The sequence below is a fragment of the Streptomyces sp. NPDC001663 genome (assembly GCF_042893105.1).
GTDB lineage: Bacteria > Actinomycetota > Actinomycetes > Streptomycetales > Streptomycetaceae > Streptomyces.
Genome location: NZ_JBIAUR010000016.1, coordinates 1 through 19721, shown reverse-complemented (window position 1 = coordinate 19721; position 19721 = coordinate 1). Strand labels below are relative to the sequence as shown.

Below are 19721 nucleotides of genomic sequence, written 5' to 3'. Positions count from 1 at the left end.
GTCGTCCGCCCGGAGGGCGGGCCGCGCGGCGTCTGGTGCGTGCGATCGCAAGGCGCCGGAGGGCCCGCGTGGCGGAGTCACGTGGGCACTCCGGCAACGCGGCGAGCGTGCGTGCCAGGCGTCGCGGGGCAGGCGGGAAGGTGACGGCAGGCGCTGGACCGACGCTTGCGGTCGTGGGAGCGACCGGGGCTGTCGGCACGGTCATGCTCCAGATCCTGTCCCAGCACGCGGACATCTGGGGCGAGATCCGTCTGATCGCCTCGCCGCGCTCGGCCGGCCGCAAGCTGGCCGTGCGCGGCGAGGAGGTCGAGGTGGTGGCCCTGACGGAGGCGGCCTTCGACGGGGTCGACGTCGCCATGTTCGACGTGCCCGACGAGGTGTCCGAGCGCTGGGCGCCGGTCGCCGCCGCCAAGGGCGCGGTGGTCGTGGACAACTCCGGCGCCTTCCGGATGGACCCGGACGTGCCGCTGGTCGTCCCCGAGGTCAATCCGCACTGCGCCCGTCGCCGGCCGCGCGGGATCATCGCCAACCCCAACTGCACGACGCTGTCCATGATCGTGGCCCTGGGCGCGCTGCACGCCGAGTTCGGGCTGCGCGAGCTGGTCGTCTCCTCGTACCAGGCCGTGAGCGGCGCCGGGCGCGCCGGTGTGGACACCCTGCGGCAGCAGCTTTCCCTGGTCGCCGGTACGGAACTGGGGACCAGCCCCGGTGACGTACGGCGGGCCGTCGGCGACAACACCGGGCCGTTCCCGGAGCCGGTCGCGCTGAACGTGGTGCCGTGGGCCGGCTCCCTGCGCGAGGACGGCTGGTCCTCGGAGGAGATGAAGGTGCGGGACGAGTCCCGCAAGATCCTCGGCCTGCCCCACCTGCCCGTCGCCGTCACCTGCGTACGGGTGCCGGTGGTCACCACGCACTCCCTCACAGTCCACGCCCGCTTCCAGGGCGAGGTCACCGTCGACGGGGCCCGCGAGATCCTCGCCACCGCCCCCGGCGTCGTCCTCTTCGACGACCCGGCCGCCGGGGAGTTCCCCACGCCGGCCGACGTCGTGGGCACCGACCCGACCTGGGTGGGCCGGGTGAGGCGCGCCCTCGACGACCCCACGGCGCTCGAACTCTTCGTTTGCGGCGACAACCTGCGCAAGGGCGCGGCCCTCAACACCGCACAGATCGCAGAGCTGGTGGCGACCGAGTTCAGGTGACGGGCTGTGACGGTGGTCGCGCTCCCATGACGTGCCGTGTTGCGTGCAACACATGTACAAGTAAGGGGTTACTGCCGGAAAACCCCTGGCCGTGGGCCCGTTGGTTTGTAGGATCTGTGGGCGAACATGTGGCCCGGCTAATGGTCCGTACCACTTGCCTCGGGCCACCAAGGCATCCGAAGATTTCCTCCCCGCTCTCCGCAACCGCGCGAAGGGCGGGGAGCGTCTTTGCGAACGCCCTTAGGGGTGCGGGGATGCGCTACGAGGTGTGGGGACACCTCGGTCATTCAGGACATAGGGGAAGAGCGGGTAGGCATGAGGGCGTTTGACGCACGGTCAGTAGTGCTGCCTGACACGAGACAGCCGGTTGCGGCACGGGGTGCATACGAGGGGGGAGTGGCCGGCGTAAAAGTGATGCCCGGCACGTACAACCCTGACGGGGGGAAACGTGTCCAACTGGCGTGGCTGAGGTACTCGACTTCTCTGCGGCGGCGCGCGGCACGGCCCTACGGCCGCCCCGCCCGTCCCTCCGACCCCGCATGCCCGGTACGCCCGGCGGCATGCCGGTGATCGCGCCCATGCCCGCAGCGCGGCCCACCCGCATCCCGAATCAGCGTGACGGCTCCGAGCACGCCGAGAACACAGCGGCGGCCGGGACGACCGTCGATCACCTCACCGAGACCTACCGCGCGCACTACCGCTCGCTGCTCGGTCTCGCCGCCCTCCTGCTCGACGACACCGCCTCCTGCGAGGACGTCGTCCAGGAGGCCTTCATCCGCGTGCACTCCGCACGCAAGCGCGTCCGCGACCCCGAGAAGACGCTCGCCTACCTGCGTCAGACGGTCGTCAATCTTTCCCGCTCCGCCTTGCGCCGCCGCATCCTGGGCCTCAAGCTCCTGTCGAAGCCGATGCCCGACATGGCGAGCGCCGAGGAGGGTGCGTACGACCAGCTGGAGCGCGACTCCCTCATCAAGGCGATGAAGGGGCTGCAGCGCCGCCAGCGCGAGGTCCTGGTACTGCGCTACTTCGCCGACATGACCGAGGCCCAGGTCGCCGAGACGCTCGGCATATCGCTGGGCTCGGTCAAGGCGTACGGCTCCCGCGGCATCGCAGCCCTCCGTATAGCGATGGAGGCGCCGGCATGAACAGGGACCGGGAGGGACGTGACTCCCATGACAGACATGAGCCCTTCGCTTGGCATGAGCCGACACGACTGCAAGAGCACAGGCAATCGCACGCTGGGAACGGAACTGTGAACCACGGCCCCGACGACCAGAACCCCGAGGGGCTCGACTCGGACGAGCTGGCCCTGCGCAGGATGCTGCACCAGGCGGTGCAGACGGTCGAGCCGCGCAACGGCTCGCTGGACCACCTGCGTCGGGCCGTGCCCGCCCGGCGCGCCCGCAAGCGGCAGGCGATGGTCGGCATGGCGGCCGCCGCGCTGTTCATCGGCACCGCCGTCCCGGCCCTGCTGCACGTGTCCAACGCGACCGGCTCCGACGTCAACCCGTCGGCCGTCGGCCAGGCCTCGCAGGCCCAGGGCGGGGCGAGCCAGGGAAAAAACGCGGGCGGCGGTGAGAGCACTGCCGGCGGCAACTCCGGCAAGGTCGAGGACAAGGGCAAGGGCGACACCAAGGGCGACGGCAAGGACAAGGGCACCGGCACGGGCGCGAGCGGCAACTCGAGCGGCGACCCCTCGGCCACCAGCGCCACGGCCCCGGTGTGCACGGCTGCCCAGCTCGGCGCGCCCAGTCCGACCGTCGGCTCCCCCGACTCCTCCGGTGCGGTCTACGGCAGCTTCGTCGTCGCCAACACCTCCACCACCGCCTGCAGCGTCGATGCTCCCGGCTCGGTGACCCCGCTCGCGCAGGGCGCCGCGGACTCCTCGAAGATCAGCGTCGCCCGCCATGCCGCCGGAGACGCGGCGGCAAGCCTCCCCGACCCCTCCAGCGAGGTCGCCTCGCTCGTCCTGCAGCCCGGCGCGACCTACGCGATCCAGTTCGCCTGGGTCCCCTCGGAGACCTGTCCCACCACCGGCGGCAGTTCGGGCGGCACCACGGACGGCGGCCCCACCGCCAGCCCGACGCCCACGCCGGACGGGAACAGCAGCTCGGGCACCACGTCCAGCGGCACGGACAGCGGTGTGACGACGCAGATGCTCACGGAGGACGGCACCGAGGACGGCAGCGTCACGGTGTCGTACACGCCGGCGGCGGGTTCGGCGTCGGGTTCGGTGTCGGTGTCCAACGCGTGCGCGGGGACGGTCATCTACACCGGGGTGCTGGCCGGGGCGTGACTTCCCCGCAGTTGTTGCCGGGGGCTGCGGCTCCCGGCGTCAGACGGTGACCTTCTCCTCTTCCGCCACCAACCCCATTTCCGCATCCCGCGCGAACTCGATCTCGCGCCGCAGCAGCCGGAACCACATGAACACCACGAACCCGGCGAAGACGAACCACTCGCCGGTGTAGCCGAGGTTCTGGAACGCCTTCAGGTCCAGCCCGGAGTCCGCCGGCGCGGTCGCCGGCACGGCCGTCATCCCGGCGTCCGCCTTGTCCAGCGTGACCCACGCGTCGTACACGTCGTACGGCACGAGGTTCACCAGCGAGGCCGAACTGATCGCCGCGGTCTGCCCGTCCGGCAGCCCGCCTTGCGCGCTCACCCCGTTGTCCCCCGGCGTCTCGGACGCCTGCAGCGCACCGGTGACGGTGACCTCACCGCTGGGCGCGGCGGGCGCCTTCGAGGCGTCGGCGGAACCCGGCAGCCAGCCGCGCACCACGGGCAGCGCCTTGCCGCCGTCGGTGCGCAGCAGGGTCAGCACGTAGAAGCCGCGCTTGCCGTCCAGTTGGCGGTCCGGGACGAGCAGCTGCTTGCCGTAGCGCCCGGTCGCGGTGGTCTGCCTGCCGGACGTGGCCTTGTCCACGGGCAGCAGCTCTTTCAGCGGCCGGGCCGCCTCGTGCCGGTCCGTCGTGACCTGCTCGGTCGCGTCGCGGTGGTCCTGGACGCGGTCCTCGAAACGGCTCAGCTGCCAGGACCCCATGAAGATGCAGAAGGGGATGGCGAGCAGCACGAAGACGTTGATCCCCCACCATCGGGACGTCAGCAGAAACCGGTACACGCCTTCAAAGGTACGGGGCCGCCGTGCGGGGCCGGGCCTCGGGGTTCAGTACCGCTCGGCCAGGTGGTCCCGGCCGGCCGGGGGCTCGTAGGGCTCCGGCCAGAAGTCGGTGACGGCGGCTATTCGACCGGACGCGTCCGCCGTGAAGAAGGAGATGCCGTACATCTCCTCCAGCCCGACCGTGAACCGCAGCCAGCTGACGACCTGTTCCGGCTCGGCGACGATCCGCTCGATCCGCAGGTGCCAGTCACCGGGATACTCCCGGTTGAACTCCACGTACCTCTCCCGGCCGCTGATCCGCTCGCGGGTCTGCGGCAGGGTGTAGACGACGTCCTCGGCCAGGGTGTCGGCGAATGCGTCCCAGTCCCGGGCCTCGGCGGCGGCCCAGAACCTCTCGACTGTCTTGCGCAGATCGGTCATGCCGAAAGAGTCTGCACCCCGCCACTGACAATCGGTCCGTGCCGATGCCGTCCGTCCTGCTCAGGAGGGGATTGGTAAGCGACCGGTAGAAGTTGTCCACAGGCTGGGGATCCCGTCGGCGCATTGTCACAGCGAGCAGGCAGTATGGGGCCATGACTGAGAGCAACGGGCCCGCCGCGCCGGAGCGGGACGAACAGATGCCGGACTGGGAGAAGCGCTTCAGGGCGCCGAGGGTGTCGCTGCCGGACTGGGCGGAGGACGCCCCCGACCGGTCGCTGTTCGTGTCGAACGCCACCGGCACTTACGAGCTGTACGCCTGGGACCGGGCGACGGACGAGCAACGCCAGGTCACGGACCGGCCGAACGGCACGACGGACGGTGTGCTCTCCCCGGACGGCGCCTGGATCTGGTGGTTCGACGACAAGGACGGCGACGAGTTCGGCGTCTGGCGCAGACAGCCCTTCGCGGGCGGCCCGGACGAGCTCGCCGCCCCGGGCCTGGAGGCCTCCTACCCTGCCGGCCTGGCCCTCGGCCGCGACGGCCGCACGGCGATCGTCGGGCGCTCCACGGACGAGGACGGTACGACGATCCATCTCGCGCGCGTCGGCGAGGACCCCGTGGAGGTCTACCGCCACCGCGAGTCGGCGGGTGTCGGCGACCTCTCCCACGACGGTTCGCTGATCGCGATCGAGCACACCGAGCACGGCGACGCGATGCACTCCGCGCTGCGCGTCCTGCGTCCCGACGGCACGGCGGTCACCGAGCTCGACGACACCAAGGGCGGCACCAAGGAGCTGGGCCTGGAGGTCCTGGGCTTCGCGCCGGTCGACGGCGACACCCGCCTGCTCATCGGCCACCAGCGCCGCGGCCGCTGGGAGCCCCTGGTGTGGGACGTGGCGACGGGCGAGGAGACCGACCTGGCCCTGGACCTGCCGGGCGACGTCGGCGCCGAGTGGTACCCGGACGGCACGGGCCTGCTCATCGTGCACAGCTTCGAGGCCCGCAGCGAGCTGTTCCGGTACGACCTCGCGGGCGGCGCCCTGGAGAGGATCCCGACCCCGCCCGGCTCGGTCTCCGGCGCCACGGCCCGCCCCGACGGCCGCGTGGAGTACCTCTGGTCCTCGGCCGCCGAGCCGTCGGCGGTCCGCTCGACGACGGGCGAGGTCGTCCTCGACCCGCCGGGCATGAAGTCCCCGGGCTCGGTGCCGGTGGAGGACGTCTGGGTGGACGGCCCCGGCGGCCGTATCCACGCCCTGGTCCAGAAGCCGGCCGGCGCGACGGGCCCGCTGCCCACGGTCTTCGACATCCACGGCGGCCCGACCTGGCACGACAGCGACGCGTTCGCGGCGGGCCCGGCGGCCTGGGTCGACCACGGGTACGCGGTGGTGCGGGTCAACTACCGCGGCTCGACGGGCTACGGCCGCGCCTGGACGGACGCCCTGAAGCACCGCGTGGGCCTCATCGAGCTGGAGGACATCGAGGCGGTCCGCGCCTGGGCGGTGAGCTCGGGTCTGGCAGACCCCGACCGTCTGATCCTGACCGGCGGTTCCTGGGGCGGCTACCTCACCCTCCTCGGCCTCGGCACCCGGCCGCACGCCTGGGCCCTGGGCATCGCGGCGGTCCCGGTCGCCGACTACGTCACGGCGTACCACGACGAGATGGAAGCCCTGAAGGCCATGGACCGCACCCTGCTGGGCGGCACCCCGGAGGAGGTCCCCGAACGCTTCGAGGCCTCGTCCCCCCTGACCTACGTCGACGAGGTCAAGGCCCCGGTCTACATCTCGGCCGGCGTCAACGACCCCCGCTGCCCCATCCGCCAGATCGAGAACTACGTCAAGCGGCTGGAGGCGAAGGGCGCGATCCACGAGGTGTACCGCTACGACGCGGGGCACGGTTCGCTGGTGGTGGACGAACGGATCAAGCAGGTGCGGCTCGAACTGGACTTCGCGGAGCGGCACTTGGGGGGTGGGGCCACGGCATCGCCGTAGCCTGCGGGCAGTCGTGCCGCTGGGGCGGCACGGGTGGGCGCAGGCGGCACCCCGCAAGCGCGGGCGAGCGAACCCACCCCCCGCCCCAGCAGCGGGTGCCTCTCAGGCTCCGGCCCGCTCTCGCGGCCGCCGCCCCAGCAGCTCCGCCAACCCTCGCCGCGTAGCCGCCAGCACCACCCGATCCGACCCCCGCAGCACATAGTTGTCCGGCAGCTCCCACACCAGCCCAGCCCCGGCGACCGGCCGCGCATCCTCGTACGCCTCCTCGGCGGCAGGTTCCTCCCGCCGCCCGCCGGAGACCCCCGTGTCCAAGGCCAACACCCGCCACGCCCCCGCCCGAAACGCCTCCGAGACCGTCTTTCCCTCCAGCTGTGCATACCCGCCCACATCCACCGCGGCGAACAGCAACACCCGCCGTTCCACCGGAATCGCCCCCAGAATCTGCCGCCCCATCATCGCCCCGGCAAACGCAGGAGCAGCCAGATGAGACACACTCCGACTCCGGGTGGACGCCCGCGGATGCGCGGCCCGCAGCGTCCGGTACACGGCGGTCGCGAAGTCGTCGTCGTACAGCCGCAGCACAACCCGTAGATCCGGCCGGACACTTCGGGCGTACAGCGCGGCCTCGAGATTCGTCGTGTCCGCGCTGGTCACCGCGAGCAGCGCATCCGCACGGTGGATCTTCGCGGCCTCCAGCACACCCTCCTGCGTGACGTCCCCGAGCACCACCGGCACCCGCAGCCGCCGCGCCGTCGCCAGCCCGCGCGCGTCGGGGTCGGACTCGACGCACACCACGGGGATGTGCAGTTCCCGCAGCCGGGTCAGCACCCGTGTACCGATCTTGCCGAGCCCGAGGAGGACCACATGACCGCCCAGCCCACGCGGCGGCTTGCGCAGTGCGGACGCGGTCCGGAAGGTGCCGAGCGCCTCGAGCACCGCGGCCAGCAGCACCGGCAGCAGCAGCAACCCGACCAGACCGGACAGGAGTTGAAGGACCTGACGCCCGACGGAGGCGCCGATGGCAGGGTCGTCGATGGCGAAGAGATCGAGGAGCGTCAGATAGAACGCGCTCAGCGGATGCATCCCTGTCACCAGCCACAACGCCACCGCGAGCGCCACCACGCATCCGACCATGCCCGCCAGCGACCACCGCAGCCGCCGCGAGAACAGCGACGCGAACGCCACGGCCCCGCGCGCGGGCGGCAGTTCGGGCCCGGCGTACGACACCTGCTCCAGTACGACGCTGCCGCGACCGGTCGCGGCCCGGACCGCCGCCGCGTCGGGCAGCAGCTCCGGCCCGTGCTCGCCCCCGGTCTCGGCACCGTCGGGGGACAGCAACGCCAAGGTGGCCAGCCCTGGTTGGGCCACCTGCCCGGGCCGCGGCGTCCGCTCCACCGCGCGCAGCAGCAGCCCGTCGGTCTGTACGACCTTGCTGGTGCCGGCGACGGCGGTGGCGGCCAGCGCGGGCGCGGCCGTATCGGCGTCGGACAGCACGGTGGTGGAGGCGTCGAAGCCGGATCCGTCCCCGTCGCCCGCGGCCAACGCGGCCGCCTGGTCGAGGAGTTCCTCGATGTGCTGCCCGAGCCGCCGGTTGTAGAGCCTGAGGACCAGCCGCAGCCGGGGGTTGAGGCGGCGGGCGGTGAGGGCGGCGCGGATGTTGGTCTCGTCGTCGTCGTACACCAGCGCCAGCGCGGCGGCCCGCTCCACGCCCGCCTCCGCGAGCACGGACTCGACCGGCTCGGCGGCCTCCACGACATGGCCGTTGCCGACGGGTTCGGCGGTGGCCGTGCCGTTCCCCCGGTTGACGGCCGCGCTCACGCGGTCGATCAGGGCCGCGGTCGTGGCCCGGGCCCGCCCGACCACCGGCGGCAGGACACCGCGCTCGGACGGCGGGACGACGAGGGTGACCTGCTCGCCGTAGACACCCCGCAGTTCGGCGGCCAGCCGATGGGCCAGCCCGTCGTCGCCGCACACCACCATGTGCGCGGACGCATCACCACTCGGCTGCCCTTGATTCGGAACGCTCCCCACGAGGGAGAAGACTGCCTCAATGAGACAGGTGGTTCCAGCAACGATCGTGCACGGTCACTGAACATCCACCGCCTCCCCGCCGTACTGAAGGGGAGGAAGACCAGCGCCCTTCCGCAGCGCACCACCGGAGGTACCTCGCCCGTGGCCATCACCAAAGCAGCCCCCACGGGGGCGGACAGCGATGAGCCGGTAGGCCACGATCCGGCAGAACACCATCCGGAGCCGGCAGACCGTCCTCCGGAGTCCCACGAGAAGGCGGCCGGCGGCGGACAGCGCGAGTCGAAGTCCCCGCTGATCCTCACCATGGTGCTGCTCCTGCTGGTGCTGCTGCAGGGCCCGATCCGCGGTGCGCTCTCCGCACCGGTGATGCAGAGCTGGATGACGGTGTTCGTGGCCGTGCTGGTCCAGGCGCTGCCCTTCCTCGTCCTCGGCGTGCTGCTCTCGGCGGCGATCGCGGTGTTCGTACCGGCGTCGTTCTTCGCCCGCGCCCTGCCGAAGCGACCCGCGCTGGCGGTGCCGGTCGCCGGAATGGCGGGCGCGGTGCTGCCGGGCTGCGAGTGCGCGTCCGTACCGGTGGCCGGGGCGCTGGTCCGCCGGGGCGTGACCCCGGCCGCGGCGCTCGCCTTCCTCCTCTCCGCTCCCGCCATCAACCCGATCGTGCTGACGGCGACCGCGGTCGCCTTCCCCCGCAACCCCGAAATGGTTCTGGCCCGTTTCGTCGGCAGTCTGCTCGTGGCCTGTGTGATGGGCTGGCTGTGGCAACGCCTGGGCCGCACCGACTGGTTGCGCCTGCCGGAGCGTCCGCACTACGAGGGCCAGAGCAGGGGCGCCGCCTTCTGGGGTTCGGTCCGGCACGACGTGATGCACGCGGGCGGCTTCCTGGTCATCGGCGCGATGGCCGCGGCGACGCTGAAGGCGGTGGCCCCGGCGAGCTGGCTGCGCACGGCGGCGGACAACCCGGTCGTCGCCATCCTCGCGCTCGCGATCCTCGCCGTACTGCTGTCCATCTGCTCGGAGGCGGACGCGTTCGTGGCGGCTTCGCTGACCCAGTTCTCGCTCACGGCCAAGCTGGCGTTCCTGATCGTCGGCCCGATGATCGACCTCAAGCTCTTCGCCATGCAGGCGGGCACCTTCGGCCGCGGCTTCGCCCTGCGCTTCGCCCCCGCCACCTTCGCGCTCGCCATCGCGGGTGCGGTCCTGACCGGGGCGGTGCTCCTGTGAACCGCCAGGCACAGGCGGCGGTCCTGTTCCTCACGGGCGCGGCGCTGCTGCACGCGGGCTTCACCGACCTCTACCTGCGCTACGTCAAGGCAGGCCTGCAACCGCTGTTGCTGCTGTCGGGCGCGGTACTGATCGCGGCGGCGCTGGCGACGGTCTGGTACGAGTGGCGGGGACGGAAGGGGAAGGGAAGCGACGGGCACTCCCAAGACCTCGGCGACAGCCACGATCACGGCGACGGTCACGACCACGGCGACGGTCACGACCACGGCGACGGCCATGTCCACCGCGAACCCCGCGTCTCCTGGCTCCTCGTCCTCCCCCTCCTCGCCCTCATCCTGGTGGCCCCGCCTGCCCTCGGCTCGTACAGCGCCATGCGCACCGGTACGGCACTGCAGAAGCCGTACGGCTACAACTCCCTGCCCGCCGCCGGGCCGCTCCGCCTCGGCGTGGTCGACTACGCGGGTCGCGCGGTCTACGGCCACGGCCGTTCCATAACCGGCCGCCAGATCAAGATCACGGGCTTCGTCGCCCTGGACCGCACCGGTGCCCCCTACCTGGTCCGCATGGCCCTCAACTGCTGTGCCGCCGACGCCCAGCCGGTGAAGATCGCCCTGACGGGCAGGATCCCCCCGGTCCTGGAACCGGACAAGTGGCTGGAGGTGACCGGCACTTACACCGCCAAGCAGACCAAGGACCCCGTCAACAACGGCCCGATCCCATATCTCAAGGTGACGTCGGCGAAACCGGTGCCGACGCCGAAGGACCCGTACGACGAGAGCTGGAACCAGTGATCCAGCCGGCGTCCCGTGCGGCGGCGACCGCGCGTTCCTCGGCGTTGTCGGCGGCGGAGTTCAGGGCCGCGTCACGTCCCGCCGCCGTGCCGCCGGCCGCGGTTGCGGCGGCCTGCGAGGCGGCGAGGGCGGCGCGCAGGGCGTGGGCGGCGGCCTCGTTGCCGTCGTGCGACTGGGCCACCTGAGCGGCGAGCGCGGCTGCGGCCGTGGCATTGCGCGCGCAGCGGGCGTCCGCGGCCGGGTCGGGGGCGCCCGCCGCGAGCCCGTCGAGCAGTTGGGCGGTCAGCCGCAGGGCGTTGGCGGCCCGCTCGGTGGGGCTCCTCGGCACCGGCTCGGCCGCGGCCCGGTCGACTCCGGCGTACCGGCATGCGGCGACGGCACGGTCGTAGGCGCTCCGGGCACGAGCGCCATGACCGTCTGTGAGCGCGCTCATCTCTGTCTCCTCGGCTGGAGGTCTTCTCGGCTCGGGGGCGGAGGCAGGGTGCCACGTCGGCCGTGAAGAGGACAGAAGCGTGCGGGTCTGGATAACTGACGGACCGTCAGTTATGGTCCCCGTGCCGCCGAGCAGCTTCCGAAGAGGTGCATGAAGGGGTGAACGCAGTGGAGACCCGTCCCCAGAGCCCGCAACCGTCAGGCCCCCCACGCTGGGTCGCGATGTTCTGCCCACCCGCCTCGACGTCCTGGCAGGTGTGCGCCGAGTCCCCGCACCGGGCCCCCGTGCAGTACGCGCTCGGCGAGATGGCCCACACCGTCCGGGCCCGCGGCGAGAGCCTCACGGTCAGCCTCTGGGGCCCGAAGGACGGCACCTGGCAGCGCTACGACGTCTCGGCCCCAGCGCCGGCGCCGACCGCGCAGTCACCGTCCACCGCCCCCAAGGAGCCGACCAGGCTCGCCGAGCGCATGGACAGCCGTCGCCGCCAGGTCCTCATGTCCGGCCTGGCCAAGGCCGGCGTCTACGACCTCGCGCCGGACGACCTGGCCGCCGTACAGGAAATCGTCGACCGGCTCGACGAGACCACCGTACGCAGGCTCGCCCACTGGCTCGCGACCGCCGGCGGCGACCGCTAGGGCCTGCGCCACCCGAAGTCCGCGGGCCGCGGAAGTCGTTCGCGATCACTTCGTAAGCTGGCCCGTATGAACGGGATCATCTCGGTTGTCACGCCTGTGCACGGAGAGGGTGCGCGGTTCCTCTCGGAGGCGTACGCGTCTCTTCGCTCCCAGGACCTTCCTGACGGCTGGTCATGGGAGTGGTGTGTGCAGGAGGACGGAAGCGACGTTCGAAGCTCCGCGCATCTTCCGGCGGACGATCCGCGCATCCGGATCTCGGCGTCCCGACGTGGCGGCCCGCACGTGGCGCGGACCTTGGCGTTCGCCCGGTCGACCGGTGTTTACGTGAAGAACCTGGACGCCGACGACCAGCTCACCGCCGGAGCTCTCGCGCGCGACATCGCCGTGTTGGAGGAGCACCCCGCGGTGGGCTGGACCACGTCCCGAGTGCTCGACCTCCTCGATGACGGCAGCACCGTCTCCTTCGACGGCGATCCGGAGCCCGGCCGGCTCCCGCGCGGGAGCGCGTACGGATTCTGGGCCGAGCACCGTCGGCCTCGGATTCACCCCGCCACGCTGTGCGTGCGGCGCCCCCTGCTGGCGCTGCTCGGCGGGTGGATGGCCCTGCCGGCCTCCGGTGACACGGGCCTTCTGCTCGGACTCGATGCCCTGGCGGACGGCTGGTTCATCGGCGACACCGGCCTCATGTACCGCAAGCACCCCGGGCAGATCACCACGCACCCGCATCACCAGGCCGGAGAGGAATGGGAGGCCCGGATGTCGTTGATCCAGGAGCATGCCAACGCCCTTCGCGCCTGGACCGGCATCGCGTGAGGGGAAGTCCCGGGCTCACCGACGGCCTCCGCCGGACATGAGAAGGCCCGACCGCTAGCGACGGGGGATGCACTAGCGATCGGGCTATGGCCAAGACTAACAAGACGAAAGGTGCAGCGGGAGTCGCCTGCTCGGCTATCACGGCGAGTTGTGATCTGGATCACCGGATCTACGCCCGTCACCCGCCGCTAATGGCCGCACGGAGGCTCGTAGGAGAGCCGCGGCAGGTACTCGTGCCACTTCTCCGCCGTCAGAACGCCCTGCGTGGTCGAGCAGATGTGCCGGATGGCGTCGTCGGTGTCGAGGTTCCAGAGCCGGACGGTGTCGGCGCCGCTCGACACCCCGAGCATGTGGCTCTTGGGGCTGAACGAAAGGAAGTTGCCGGTCTTGGCGTTGGGACTCATCGACTGCCCGATCGGGGCGGCCTCGGAGGGGTCGGCCACGTTCCACAGGCGGACCGTGTTGTCGTTGCCGCCGCTCGCCAGCGTGCGGCCGTCCTGGCTGAGGGTGAGCGACACGACCGCTTCGGTGTGACCGGTCAGGGGCTTGCCCTCCTCGGTCGCGTCGCGGGGATCGGTGACGTTCCACAGCCGGACCGTGTCGTCGTCGCTGCCGCTGGCCAGCGTGTGGCCGTCCGGACTGTAGACGAGGACGTTGACGGGTCCGCCGTGTCCCGTGAGCGGTGCGCCGAGGGGGGTGACACGGCGGGGGTCGGCGACGTTCCAGAACCGGATGGTTGCGTCCGCGCTGCCGCTGGCGAGGGTGTGGCCGTCCGGACTGAAGGCGAGGCTGTTGATGTAGCCCTTGTGGCCGGTGAGCGGTGCGCCGAACTTGACGGCGCGGGACGGGTCGGCGACGTTCCACAGCTGGATGGTGCGGTCGTCGTAGGGGGTCGCCAGCGTGCGGCCGTCCGGGCTGAAGGCCAGCGCGTCGGTTCCGGTGAAGCGGGTCCGCATGGTGAGGGGCGTCCCGTAGGAGACCGGCCGGGTCGGGTCGGTGACGTTCCACAGGTACAGCTTCCGGCGTCCGTTCATCACGGCGAGCGTGTGGCCGTCGGGGGAGAAGGCCAGCTGGCGCTGGCCGCCGTCCGCGGGCATGAACGGTTCGCCCATCGCCACGGGCCGGCCGGGAACCCTCACGTTCCACAGCCGGATCCGCCCGTCGCGCGCGGCCATGGCGAGCACCTGCCCGTCCGGGCGGAATGCTCCGAAGGCGCCGACCATGTCCGACGTCGGCACCGACCACAGCCGGACCTTGCTGTCGCCGCTGCCGGTGGCCAGGGTGCGGCCGTCCGGGCTGAAGCCGATGGCGTACATCTCGCCGCTGCTGCCCGCGAGCGGCTCGCCGACCTGCGAGGGGAAGGCCGGGTCGCTGACGTTCCACAGACTCGCCGTGCTGTCCGCGCTGCCGGCCGCGAGCATGCTGCCCTTGGGGCTGAAGGCCACCGACCAGATGGGACCGGTGTGGCCGGTCAGCGGCGAGCCGAGCTGGGCGGCGCGGGACGGGTCGGTGACGTCCCACAGCCGGATGGTGTCGTCGGCGCTGCCGCTGGCGAGGGTGTGCCCGTCGGGGCTGAAGGCCACGGAGTGCACCGTGTCCGTGTGGCCCTTCAGCACCCGGTCGATCGCCTTCGGGTGGTGCGGATCGGCCATGTTCCACAGCATGATCGTGTTGTCGTCGCCACCGGCCGCCAGCAGCCGCCCGTCGGGACTGAAGGCCACGGAACGCACGGCGGCGCTGTGGCCGGTCAGCGGCTCGAGCGCCTTCGGCCGGCCCGGATCGGTCATGTCCCACAGCCGTACGGTGTGGTCCTCGCCGGCGGAGGCCAGCGTGCGTCCGTCCGGGCTGAAGGCGAGCAGGTAGATCGTGCCGGTGTGGCCGGTCAGGGGAGTGCCGAGCGGCTTGGGATGCGCGGGATCCCGTACGTCCCACAGCCGTACCGTGCCGTCGTCACCGGCGCTGGCGAGGGTGCGGCCGTCAGGGCTGAAGACCGCGGTGCTCACCCAACTGGTGTGCCCGGTGAGCGGCTTGCCCAGGGGCTTCGGGTGTGAGCGGTCGCTGACGTCCCACAGCCGGACCGTGCGGTCGTAGCTGGCGGTGGCCAGGACCTTGCCGTTCGGGCTGAACGAGGTGAGGTAGACGGCGCCGGTGTGGCCGAGCAGCGGTGTGGCCAGCGGCGCGTTCACGATCGAGATCAGCCGGTTGTTGGTGCCGGCGTCGTCCGGCCGCAGGTCGTGCGCCACCAGGTCCAGCTGGGCGGAGAGCGAGGGGTCGGTGTACTGCACGCGGTCCGCCTCGGCGACCACCTGCTCGAACACCGCGTCGTTGCGCTGCTGCCAGGCGAGGACCGCCGCGCCGACGGCCAGGATCGACAGCACGACCAGCGCGGACACCGCACCGCGCCGCATCACCAGGGCGCGCCTGCGCAGCCGTACCGAAGCGGCCAGGAACTCCACCGCGCTGCGGGTCAGCAGGGTGTCGCCGGCGGACTTGGCCCAGTCGCGGGCCTGTGCCAGCCGCGAGCCCCGGTACAGCAGCGAGGAGTCGCGGTCGGAGCCCTCCCAGGCGCGGCCGTCCTCCTCCAGGCGCTGGCGGACCAGATGGTCGTTCCTGCCCTCGTCGATCCAGTCGCGCAGCCGCGGCCAGGCGTGCAGCAGCGCCTCGTGGGTGATCTCCACGGTCTCCGCGTCGAGCGTCACCAGCCGGGCGCGGACCAGCGCCTCGAGCGACTCCTCCGTCTTGCCCGGGTCCGTCGACTCCTCCGCCAGCTGCCGCCGCGTCCCCCGCCGCCGGGTGGCCTGCGTGTCCTCGCCGAGCCGGACCAGCCGCAGAAGCAGCAGCCGCGCAGCCGTACGCGCCGCCGGATCGAGCCCGGACCAGGCCCGCTCGGCGGTCGCCGCCACCGCGCCCTGGATTCCGCCCGCCGCCCGGTAACCGGCCAGCGTCAGCCTCCCCGCCTTCCGCCGCTGCCAGGTGGCGAGCAGGGCGTGGGACAGCAGCGGCAGTACGCCCGCGTCGTGCGTGCCGCGGGGGCCGTCGGCGCTCACCTCCCGCACGATCAGCTCCGCGAGGCCCGGTTCGAGCTCCAGCCCCACGGCCTTGGCCGGCCCGGTCACCGCCTCGCGCAGCTCCGCCGTCGTCAGCGGCCCGAGCACCATGTGCCGGTGCTGCAGCGCGTCGGCCAGCTCCGGATACCTGAGGCACTGGTCGTAGAAGTCGGCCCGGATGCCGAGGACCACCAGCAGGGGCGCCGGGTCGTCCGGCCCGGCGGGCGCGCACGCGGCATGCAGAACCTGCACGAACGTGCGCCTGCTCGCCTCGTCGGGGCAGAGGGTGAAGGCCTCCTCGAACTGGTCCACGATGACCACCGGACGGTCACCGTCGCTCCCCTCGCGCCCCATCCACGCCGTGACGGCGCCATGGACCGCGGCCGTGAACCGCGGAGTACCGGCCTCCGCCGACGACGAAACGACGGGTTCCAGCTCTGGGATCCGCCGCGTCAGCTCCGCGAGCGGATCACTGCCGGGCACGAGTTGTACGACCCCTGCAGCCGCCGCCCGGCCCTCCTCGTCGCCGAGCGCGCCGTCCCGCAGGGCGGTCACCAGACCGGCGTTCAGCAGCGAGGACTTCCCCGCCCCCGAGGCACCGACGAGCATGACCAGTCCGCCGGACTTCTCCGCCGCCCGCAGCTGATCCACGAGGGCGTTGGTGCTCCGCTCCCGCCCGAAGAACCACCGGGCGTCCTCCTGCCGGTAGGACGCCAGCCCCCGGTACGGACACACACCGGGGACGGCCGACGCCTCGCCCGGGGTCCCCTCCTCCACCTCCGCGGAAGCGGCGGGCCGCTCGCCGGCCGGGTCGGCCACGGCGCGCTCCCAGAGCCGCTGCCACTGCGCCATGTCGTACAAACCGGCCGAAACGGGCGTGGGTCGCGCACGCCGGGCCTGAGGTATCAGGACATGGAGCACCGCGGCGAGCGCGGCGAACTGCGCCGGCACGTTCTTGGCCCGCCGCCAGTCACTGATCCGCTGCGCGGACACCCGTACGGGCCGTCCCCGCTCGTCCACCCGCTGAAGCTGTACGACCGCCTCGGCCACGCGCGTGAGGGGAGGGTTGCCGGCCTCCTTGTAGAGCAGTGCGAGCCGTTCCGCGAAGGCAGTACGTGCCCCTGAGTCGGAACTCAAGGCCTCCACCCCTTACTCCCCCCGCGTTTGGACATCCGGACCGGAAAACTCACTTTATACGGCTGACCTGCGACTTAAGCGTCCGGACCGGAACCGGAACCTCCCCACCGGGAGGCGCAGCTGGCAGGATCACGACGCAGTAGCGAGCCCGTCACGCGCTGTCCGCGCAGGCCATCGGCTCAGCGCTCGGGGAGACCCCCCAAGAGGCCGAACGTTCTCGGCCAGCTTCCGCAGAAGCCACGGGACGGCGGTGTAGGACACATCGCCTGAGCCCGCGAGATCCGCGCCGTTCGGCGCCGGTCCCCACGAGGGGAGGGACCGGAGCCGAACGGCGCGGAATGCTTTCTGATCGCCTTGATCATTGCGGCGGACTTTTTGATCATCATTGACCCTCCTTTGCAACTGCTGTCACCCGCGTGACCTACGCTCCGCTCACTTCCCCAGTTCAGCAGGGGCTCTTTTTCGTTCCGGGGGGTTCGAAACCACCGTGCGCACACGCACTCTTCCGGCCGCGACGGCGCTCGCGGTCCTGTTCTGCTCGGCCGCGCTCGCGGTCACGTCGGCCGCGCCCGCGCTGGCCGACTCGAGCATCGTCCTGCCGGTCACCTCGACCGGTGACGTCGTCGTCGACGGCGTCCACCAGCGGGTCTTCATCAGCGACCCGAGCGGCGGAAAGATCGTCGCGACCGACTACAGCGGAACCGTCGTCGGCACGATCGACTCGCTGCCCGGCGTCCGCGGCCTCGAGCTCTCCGCCGACTCCGGCACCCTGTACGCGGCCGTCGAGGACGCCGACGCGATCGTCGCCATCGACACGGCCACGGCCACCGAGGCCCATCGCTACCCGACGGGCGACGGCACCCAGCCCGAATACCCGGCCCTGGCCGGCGGCAAGCTCTGGTTCGGCTACCGCGGATCCGGCACCGGCAACATCGGCTCGCTCGACCTGAGCGGCACCGATCCGGTCGTGACGCTCCACCAGGACACCACCAAGACCTGGAACGACGCCCCGATCCTGGCCTCCTCGCCGGGCGCCCCGGACTCCGTCGTCGCGGGCACCTCCGGGCAGAGCCCGAACGAGCTCGCCGTCTTCGACGTGTCCACGGGCTCGGCGACCCGCACCGCGTACGCCTGGGACCCGGGCAGCAGCAGCGACCTCAGCGACCTCGCCGTCACCCCGGACGGCAAGGACGTCGTCACGGCCAGCGGCTCCCCCTACAAGCAGCAGGTGTTCAAGCTCTCGGACCTGTCCGAGGACGGCAGCTACACCTCCAACGCCTACCCGAACGCGGTCGACATCGCCCCGAACGGCGCGGTCGCCGGGGGCACCTTCTCCTGGTACGACCCGGACGTCCACATCTTCGAGCCGGGCATCTCCACGCCGGTGCGGCAGTACGACTTCCCGAACACCGGCAACAGCAGCGGCGCCGACACCCTCGCGCCCTCGGGCCTGGCCTGGGCCCCGGACGCGAGCAAGCTGTTCGCGGTGTCGTACAACGACTCGAACGTCTACTCGCTCCGCGTCCTCGACGACCCGACCAAGGCGGACACCACCCTCACGGCGACCGCCCCGACCACCGCGCCCCGCGCCAAGTCGCTCACGGTCACGGGCAAGCTGACCTCGAACGCGGCCTTCCCGTCCGGCACGACGGTCTCCGTCCGCCGTACCGACGCCGAGTCCCCGTCGGGCAAGGCGCTCGGCACGGCGACGGTCGGCGCCGACGGCTCGTACTCCTTCGCCGACACCCCGCCGGCCGGCGACAAGGTCACGTACACGGTCGGCTACGCGGGCGACGAGTACCACGCGGCCGCCACCGCGACGGCAACGGTGAACGTCACCCGCACGGCGACGGCGCTGACCCTCTCCAACAACGGCAAGGTGTACGCGTACAACACCCCGGTGAAGGTCACGGCGCACCTGGGGACGACATACAAGAACCGCACCGTCGAGATCTACGCCGACCCGTACGGCTCCGACAAGCCCAACAAGCTGGTCAAGTCCGGCACGGTCGACTCCTCCGGAAACCTCTCCGCCACCCTCTACCTCACCCGGGACACCAAGCTCACCGCCAAGTTCACGGGCGACACCCGCTACGCGCCCGCGACGGTCACGAGCACCGTGGGCGCACGGGCCAAGGTCGCGACGGCCCTCAGCGGCTACTACAAGACGGCGACGGCCTGGAACCAGACCTACCGCTACTTCCACAAGTCCAAGGACCCCGTCTTCGACACCACGATGACGCCGTACACCGGCCGCAAGTACAAGGTGGAGGTGCAGGGCTACTACCAGGGCGCCTGGACCACCACGCACTCCGAGTACCTGGTCCTCGGCTCGGCCGGCGAGGACACCCTCGAACTCACCGGTACCCCACCGACGGGCGTCCGCTTCCGCATCCGCTCGTCCTACATCGATACGAAGTCGGGCGACAACGTGAACTCGACGACGTATGGGACGTGGAAGTACTTCATCTTCACGAGCTGATCGCCGACTGGGGCCGGCCAACAGCGTGCCAGGGATTCGATGAGCGTGTCTGAAAGATCGTGTAAGTCCGTGATGTGAAAACCTGGCCCGGGGCTCGCCCTCGGGCCCTCGGGCCGGGCGGATCGGACGAGTCATGGCAGACAAAGACGAAGCGGCCGCGTACGTGGCCGACGACGAGATGGTTGACGAGGTCGTCGAGCGACTGCTCGACAAGGCTGACGCCTCAGGGGCGGCCCTGCTCGGTGAGGGCGGGCTGCTGACGGAGATCACCCGGGCCGTGCTGGAGCGGGCCCTGGAAGCCGAGATGAGCGAATACCTCGGCTACGAACGCGGAGATCCCGCAGGCCACGGCTCGGGGAACTCCCGCAACGGGACTTCGCCCAAGACCGTCCTCACCGACGCAGGGGCA

The 19721-nt window shown here is 71.6% G+C and carries 15 protein-coding genes; 10 read left to right on the top strand and 5 right to left on the bottom strand.

What is annotated here, in order from left to right:
* Nucleotides 1-140: 140 nt before the first annotated feature.
* The 3 genes from ACFY1L_RS40465 (at nt 141) to ACFY1L_RS40455 (ending at nt 3495) form a co-directional block, all read left to right on the top strand.
* The gene (locus ACFY1L_RS40465) at nt 141-1199 is read left to right on the top strand and encodes an aspartate-semialdehyde dehydrogenase (protein ID WP_361275559.1); all 1059 of its coding nucleotides are present in this window, start codon (nt 141-143) and stop codon (nt 1197-1199) included.
* Nucleotides 1200-1738: 539 nt separating this feature from the next.
* The gene (locus ACFY1L_RS40460; protein ID WP_388836372.1) at nt 1739-2344 is read left to right on the top strand and encodes a SigE family RNA polymerase sigma factor; all 606 of its coding nucleotides are present in this window, start codon (nt 1739-1741) and stop codon (nt 2342-2344) included.
* Between the two features lie 107 nt (nt 2345-2451).
* Nucleotides 2452-3495, top strand: a complete 1044-nt coding sequence (locus ACFY1L_RS40455; protein ID WP_388836369.1) for a hypothetical protein — start codon at nt 2452-2454, stop codon at nt 3493-3495.
* Between the two features lie 39 nt (nt 3496-3534).
* Here the strand turns inward: ACFY1L_RS40455 and ACFY1L_RS40450 are convergent, their stop codons facing one another.
* Together ACFY1L_RS40450 and ACFY1L_RS40445 are read right to left on the bottom strand one after the other, a co-directional pair.
* The gene (locus ACFY1L_RS40450; protein ID WP_388836366.1) at nt 3535-4314 is read right to left on the bottom strand and encodes an SURF1 family protein; all 780 of its coding nucleotides are present in this window, start codon (nt 4312-4314) and stop codon (nt 3535-3537) included.
* 45 nt (nt 4315-4359) lie between these two features.
* Nucleotides 4360-4734 (bottom strand): nuclear transport factor 2 family protein, encoded by a 375-nt coding sequence (locus ACFY1L_RS40445; protein WP_388836363.1) that lies wholly within the window; start codon nt 4732-4734, stop codon nt 4360-4362.
* 152 nt (nt 4735-4886) lie between these two features.
* On the opposite strand from ACFY1L_RS40445, the gene ACFY1L_RS40440 reads away from it, so the two are divergent.
* Nucleotides 4887-6722 (top strand): S9 family peptidase, encoded by a 1836-nt coding sequence (locus ACFY1L_RS40440; RefSeq protein WP_388836360.1) that lies wholly within the window; start codon nt 4887-4889, stop codon nt 6720-6722.
* A gap of 102 nt (nt 6723-6824) precedes the next feature.
* Here the strand turns inward: ACFY1L_RS40440 and ACFY1L_RS40435 are convergent, their stop codons facing one another.
* Nucleotides 6825-8702 (bottom strand): NAD-binding protein, encoded by a 1878-nt coding sequence (locus tag ACFY1L_RS40435; RefSeq protein ID WP_388837027.1) that lies wholly within the window; start codon nt 8700-8702, stop codon nt 6825-6827.
* 192 nt (nt 8703-8894) lie between these two features.
* On the opposite strand from ACFY1L_RS40435, the gene ACFY1L_RS40430 reads away from it, so the two are divergent.
* Nucleotides 8895-9974 (top strand): permease, encoded by a 1080-nt coding sequence (locus ACFY1L_RS40430; RefSeq protein ID WP_388836357.1) that lies wholly within the window; start codon nt 8895-8897, stop codon nt 9972-9974.
* Complete coding sequence (locus tag ACFY1L_RS40425) at nt 9971-10765, top strand: TIGR03943 family putative permease subunit (protein WP_388836354.1); 795 nt, start codon at nt 9971-9973, stop codon at nt 10763-10765. The genes ACFY1L_RS40430 and ACFY1L_RS40425 overlap by 4 nt, the downstream gene beginning before the upstream one ends.
* Here ACFY1L_RS40425 and ACFY1L_RS40420 read toward each other — a convergent pair.
* Nucleotides 10698-11198: a hypothetical protein gene (locus ACFY1L_RS40420; protein WP_388836351.1), complete on the bottom strand. Its 501-nt coding sequence runs from the start codon at nt 11196-11198 to the stop codon at nt 10698-10700. The genes ACFY1L_RS40425 and ACFY1L_RS40420 overlap by 68 nt on opposite strands.
* Before the next feature lie 221 nt (nt 11199-11419).
* Between ACFY1L_RS40420 and ACFY1L_RS40415 the strand changes: the two genes are divergently transcribed.
* Both ACFY1L_RS40415 and ACFY1L_RS40410 read left to right on the top strand, forming a co-directional pair.
* A complete protein-coding gene (locus ACFY1L_RS40415; protein WP_388836349.1) occupies nt 11420-11833 on the top strand; it encodes a hypothetical protein in 414 nt (137 codons plus the stop codon).
* 66 nt (nt 11834-11899) lie between these two features.
* Complete coding sequence (locus ACFY1L_RS40410; protein WP_388836347.1) at nt 11900-12646, top strand: glycosyltransferase family 2 protein; 747 nt, start codon at nt 11900-11902, stop codon at nt 12644-12646.
* A gap of 188 nt (nt 12647-12834) precedes the next feature.
* Here ACFY1L_RS40410 and ACFY1L_RS40405 read toward each other — a convergent pair whose 3' ends face one another.
* Nucleotides 12835-16839 (bottom strand): AAA family ATPase, encoded by a 4005-nt coding sequence (locus ACFY1L_RS40405; protein ID WP_388836344.1) that lies wholly within the window; start codon nt 16837-16839, stop codon nt 12835-12837.
* A gap of 478 nt (nt 16840-17317) precedes the next feature.
* On the opposite strand from ACFY1L_RS40405, the gene ACFY1L_RS40400 reads away from it, so the two are divergent.
* Both ACFY1L_RS40400 and ACFY1L_RS40395 read left to right on the top strand, forming a co-directional pair.
* Nucleotides 17318-19312 (top strand): Ig-like domain repeat protein, encoded by a 1995-nt coding sequence (locus ACFY1L_RS40400; protein ID WP_388836341.1) that lies wholly within the window; start codon nt 17318-17320, stop codon nt 19310-19312.
* Between the two features lie 178 nt (nt 19313-19490).
* A partial coding sequence (locus ACFY1L_RS40395) for a transposase (RefSeq protein ID WP_388837024.1) occupies nt 19491-19721 on the top strand: 231 nt, incomplete at its 3' end.